Raw genomic sequence first — 4,653 nt, 5'->3', positions numbered from 1 at the left:
AAATATAGTTAAGTCCTCGATCGATTAGTATTCGTCAGCTGCACGTGTCACCACGCTTCCACCTCGAACCTATCTACCTCATCGTCTCTGAGGGATCTTACTCTAAAAGATGGGAAGTCTCATCTTGAGGGGGGCTTCATGCTTAGATGCTTTCAGCACTTATCCCTTCCACACGTAGCTACCCAGCGATGCTCTTGGCAGAACAACTGGTGCACCAGCGGTGTGTCCATCCCGGTCCTCTCGTACTAAGGACAGCTCCTCTCAAACTTCCAACGCCCACGACGGATAGGGACCGAACTGTCTCACGACGTTCTGAACCCAGCTCGCGTACCGCTTTAATGGGCGAACAGCCCAACCCTTGGGACCGACTACAGCCCCAGGATGCGATGAGCCGACATCGAGGTGCCAAACCTCCCCGTCGATGTGGACTCTTGGGGGAGATAAGCCTGTTATCCCCGGGGTAGCTTTTATCCGTTGAGCGACGGCCCTTCCATTCGGTACCGCCGGATCACTAAGCCCGACTTTCGTCCCTGCTCGACTTGTAGGTCTCGCAGTCAAGCTCCCTTCTGCCTTTACACTCTTCGAATGATTTCCAACCATTCTGAGGGAACCTTTGGGCGCCTCCGTTACTCTTTAGGAGGCGACCGCCCCAGTCAAACTGCCCGCCTGACACTGTCTCCGAACCGGATCACGGTCCTGGGTTAGAAGGTCAACACAGCCAGGGTGGTATCCCACCGGCGCCTCCACGTAAGCTAGCGCTCACGCTTCTAAGGCTCCCACCTATCCTGTACAAGCTGTGCCAACATTCAATATCAGGCTACAGTAAAGCTCCACGGGGTCTTTCCGTCCTGTCGCGGGTAATGCGCATCTTCACGCATCGTATAATTTCACCGGGTCTCTCGTTGAGACAGTGCCCAAGTCGTTGCACCTTTCGTGCGGGTCGGAACTTACCCGACAAGGAATTTCGCTACCTTAGGACCGTTATAGTTACGGCCGCCGTTTACTGGGGCTTCGGTTCAATGCTTCGCTCGAAGAGCTAACATGTCCCCTTAACCTTCCAGCACCGGGCAGGTGTCAGCCCCTATACTTCGCCTTTCGGCTTTGCAGAGACCTGTGTTTTTGCTAAACAGTCGCTTGGGCCTATTCACTGCGGCTTCTCATGCAAGAAGCACCCCTTCTCCCAAAGTTACGGGGTCATTTTGCCGAGTTCCTTAACGAGAGTTCTCCCGCTCACCTTAGAATTCTCTTCTCGCCTACCTGTGTCGGTTTGCGGTACGGGCACCTGTGACCTCACTAGAGGCTTTTCTTGGCAGTGTGAAATCTGGAACTTCGGTACTTTATTTCCCTCCCCATCACAGCTTGTGCTTATCAGACGGATTTGCCTATCTGACACACTCACTGCTTGGACGTGCATAACCAGCAGCACGCTTTCCATATCCTTCTGCGTCCCCCCGTTGTTCAAACGGTCACGAGGTGGTACAGGAATATCAACCTGTTGTCCATCGCCTACGCCTTTCGGCCTCGGCTTAGGTCCCGACTAACCCTGAGCGGACGAGCCTTCCTCAGGAAACCTTAGGCTTTCGGTGTAGAAGATTCTCACTTCTATTTCGCTACTCATACCGGCATTCTCACTTCAACGCGCTCCACCAGTCCTCACGGTCTGACTTCACGGCACGTTGAACGCTCTCCTACCATTGTTCAAAGAACAATCCGTAGCTTCGGTGATACGTTTAGCCCCGGTACATTTTCGGCGCAGCGTCACTCGACCAGTGAGCTATTACGCACTCTTTAAATGATGGCTGCTTCTAAGCCAACATCCTGGTTGTCTGTGCAACGCCACATCCTTTTCCACTTAACGTATACTTTGGGACCTTAGCTGACGGTCTGGGCTGTTTCCCTTTCGACTATGAACCTTATCACCCATAGTCTGACTCCCAAGTCTATATGATTGGCATTCGGAGTTTGACTGAATTCGGTAACCCGATGAGGGCCCCTAGTCCAATCAGTGCTCTACCTCCAACATACGTTACTTGAGGCTAGCCCTAAAGCTATTTCGGAGAGAACCAGCTATCTCCGTGTTCGATTGGCATTTCACCCCTACCCACACCTCATCCCCGCATTTTTCAACATACGTGGGTTCGGGCCTCCAGTCAGTGTTACCTGACCTTCACCCTGGACATGGGTAGATCACACGGTTTCGGGTCTACGACCCTTTACTCTATCGCCCTATTCAGACTCGCTTTCGCTGCGGCTCCGCCTATGCGGCTTAACCTTGCAAAGAATCGTAACTCGCCGGTCCATTCTACAAAAGGTACGCCGTCACCCATTAACGGGCTCCGACTACTTGTAGGCACACGGTTTCAGGATCTCTTTCACTCCCCTTCCGGGGTGCTTTTCACCTTTCCCTCACGGTACTGGTTCACTATCGGTCACTAGGGAGTATTTAGCCTTGGGAGATGGTCCTCCCAGATTCCGACGGAATTTCACGTGTTCCGCCGTACTCAGGATCCACTCCGGAGGAAACATACTTTCCATTACAGGGCTGTTACCTTCTTCGGCTGATCTTTCCAGATCGATTCATGTAATACGTTTCTTTGTAACTCCAATGGAGTGTCCTACAACCCCAAAAAGCAAGCTTTTTGGTTTGGGCTAATTCCGTTTCGCTCGCCGCTACTCAGGAAATCGCGTTTGCTTTCTCTTCCTCCGGGTACTGAGATGTTTCAGTTCCCCGGGTCTGCCTCAACACACCTATGTATTTAGTGTGCTGTCCTACTCCATTACGAGCAGGGGGTTCCCCCATTCGGAAATTCCCGGATCATTGCCTACGTACGGCTCCCCGAGACATATCGGTGTTTGTCCCGTCCTTCTTCGGCTCCTAGTGCCAAGGCATCCACCGTGCGCCCTTACTTACTTAACTATCTTACTTCATCGTAAATAGACGTTTGGTTCTTACTTTTGATATGATGTCTTGTCATACTTCTTATCTAGTTTTCAAGGTACATAATTGAGAGTTTAATCTCTCAAAACTGAACCAAACAACCAACATGCTTGACAGCTCAAAAGAGCTGTTTCCTATTATCCTTAGAAAGGAGGTGATCCAGCCGCACCTTCCGATACGGCTACCTTGTTACGACTTCACCCCAATCATTGGCCCCACCTTCGGCGGCTGGCTCCAAATGGTTACCTCACCGACTTCGGGTGTTGCCAACTCTCGTGGTGTGACGGGCGGTGTGTACAAGACCCGGGAACGTATTCACCGCGGCATGCTGATCCGCGATTACTAGCGATTCCGGCTTCATGTAGGCGAGTTGCAGCCTACAATCCGAACTGAGAATGGTTTTATGGGATTTGCTAAACGTCGCCGTTTCGCTGCCCTTTGTACCATCCATTGTAGCACGTGTGTAGCCCAGGTCATAAGGGGCATGATGATTTGACGTCATCCCCACCTTCCTCCGGTTTGTCACCGGCAGTCACCTTAGAGTGCCCAACTAAATGCTGGCAACTAAGATCAAGGGTTGCGCTCGTTGCGGGACTTAACCCAACATCTCACGACACGAGCTGACGACAACCATGCACCACCTGTCACGCTGTCCCCGAAGGGAATGCCCTATCTCTAGGGGTATCAGCGGATGTCAAGACCTGGTAAGGTTCTTCGCGTTGCTTCGAATTAAACCACATGCTCCACCGCTTGTGCGGGTCCCCGTCAATTCTTTTGAGTTTCAGCCTTGCGGCCGTACTCCCCAGGCGGAGTGCTTAATGCGTTAACTGCAGCACTAAGGGGCGGAAACCCCCTAACACCTAGCACTCATCGTTTACGGCGTGGACTACCAGGGTATCTAATCCTGTTCGCTACCCACGCTTTCGCGCCTCAGCGTCAGTTACAGACCAGAGAGTCGCCTTCGCCACTGGTGTTCCTCCACATATCTACGCATTTCACCGCTACACGTGGAATTCCACTCTCCTCTTCTGCACTCAAGTTCTCCAGTTTCCAATGACCGCTTGCGGTTGAGCCGCAAGATTTCACATCAGACTTAAAAAACCGCCTGCGCGCGCTTTACGCCCAATAATTCCGGACAACGCTTGCCCCCTACGTATTACCGCGGCTGCTGGCACGTAGTTAGCCGGGGCTTTCTCGTTAGGTACCGTCAAGGTACCGCCCTATTCGAACGGTACTTGTTCTTCCCTAACAACAGAACTTTACGATCCGAAAACCTTCTTCGTTCACGCGGCGTTGCTCCGTCAGACTTTCGTCCATTGCGGAAGATTCCCTACTGCTGCCTCCCGTAGGAGTCTGGGCCGTGTCTCAGTCCCAGTGTGGCCGATCACCCTCTCAGGTCGGCTACGCATCGTTGCCTTGGTGAGCCGTTACCTCACCAACTAGCTAATGCGCCGCGGGCCCATCTGTAAGTGACAGCTAAAAGCCGCCTTTTATCATCTGTTTATGCAAACAAATGTATTATCCGGTATTAGCTCCGGTTTCCCGGAGTTATCCCAGTCTTACAGGTAGGTTGCCCACGTGTTACTCACCCGTCCGCCGCTCGTTCCACAAACGCACACCCCGAAGGGTGATTGTTTGCTTCCCGCGCTCGACTTGCATGTATTAGGCACGCCGCCAGCGTTCGTCCTGAGCCAAGATCAAACTCTCCATAAAAT

At 52.4% G+C, this 4,653-nt stretch carries 2 rRNA genes; both read right to left on the bottom strand.

The annotated features are described in order from the left end of the window. Positions 1–4: 4 nt before the first annotated feature. Positions 5–2,917, bottom strand: a 23S ribosomal RNA gene (locus HP569_RS14230). A gap of 168 nt (positions 2,918–3,085) precedes the next feature. Beyond that, positions 3,086–4,651: ribosomal RNA gene (locus HP569_RS14225) — 16S ribosomal RNA — on the bottom strand. Together the 16S and 23S rRNA genes form the textbook arrangement of a ribosomal RNA operon. Between the last annotated feature and the right edge of the window lie 2 nt (positions 4,652–4,653).

Source organism: Paraliobacillus salinarum (assembly GCF_014083865.1).
GTDB lineage: Bacteria > Bacillota > Bacilli > Bacillales > Amphibacillaceae > Paraliobacillus > Paraliobacillus salinarum.
The sequence above is the reverse complement of the archived record's forward strand: the minus strand, read 5'-3'. Positions and strand labels throughout refer to the sequence as shown.